This window comes from Mesorhizobium sp. M0848 (assembly GCF_040319805.1).
Classification (GTDB): Bacteria; Pseudomonadota; Alphaproteobacteria; order Rhizobiales; family Rhizobiaceae; genus Mesorhizobium.
Window position 1 is genome coordinate 1 of sequence record NZ_JAMYOM010000085.1, and the last position, 761, is coordinate 761.

General features: G+C 62.9%; 1 protein-coding gene. It reads right to left on the reverse strand.

The window, feature by feature from the left end; all coding sequences use genetic code 11:
- The coding region (locus NKH95_RS33385; RefSeq protein ID WP_352894626.1) for an elongation factor Tu at nucleotides 1–761 on the reverse strand (761 nt) is incomplete at both ends.

The following is a 761-nucleotide window of genomic DNA, read 5'->3' on the forward strand; positions in this document are numbered from 1 at the left end:
ACGCCCGTGCAGGTCGTCTTGGTCGTCGGACGGATGCCGATGATCTCCAGCTCCTCGCCGACCTTGACCACGCCGCGCTCGACGCGGCCGGTCACGACCGTGCCGCGGCCCGAGATCGAGAACACGTCTTCGATCGGCATCAGGAACGGCTTGTCGAGCGGACGAACCGGCGTCGGGATGTAGGCATCGACCGCAGCCATCAGCTCGCGGATCGCGTCTTCACCGATCTTCTTGTCGCTGTCTTCCAGAGCAGCCAGAGCCGAACCCTTGACGATCGGAATGTCGTCGCCGGGGAATTCGTTCTTGGTCAGAAGCTCGCGAACCTCGAGCTCGACCAGTTCGAGCAGCTCGGCGTCGTCGACCTGGTCGACCTTGTTCAAGAACACCACGATCGACGGCACGCCGACCTGACGGGCCAGCAGGATGTGCTCGCGGGTCTGCGGCATCGGACCGTCGGCAGCCGACACGACCAGGATCGCGCCGTCCATCTGCGCGGCACCGGTGATCATGTTCTTCACATAGTCGGCGTGGCCGGGGCAGTCGACGTGAGCGTAGTGGCGGGCAGCCGTCTCGTATTCGACGTGCGCCGTCGAGATCGTGATGCCGCGCGCCTTTTCTTCAGGGGCAGCGTCGATCTGGTCGTAGCGCTTGTATTCGCCAAAATACTTGGTGATCGCCGCCGTCAGCGACGTCTTGCCATGGTCGACGTGGCCAATCGTGCCGATGTTCACGTGAGGCTTGTTACGCTCGAATTTACCTTT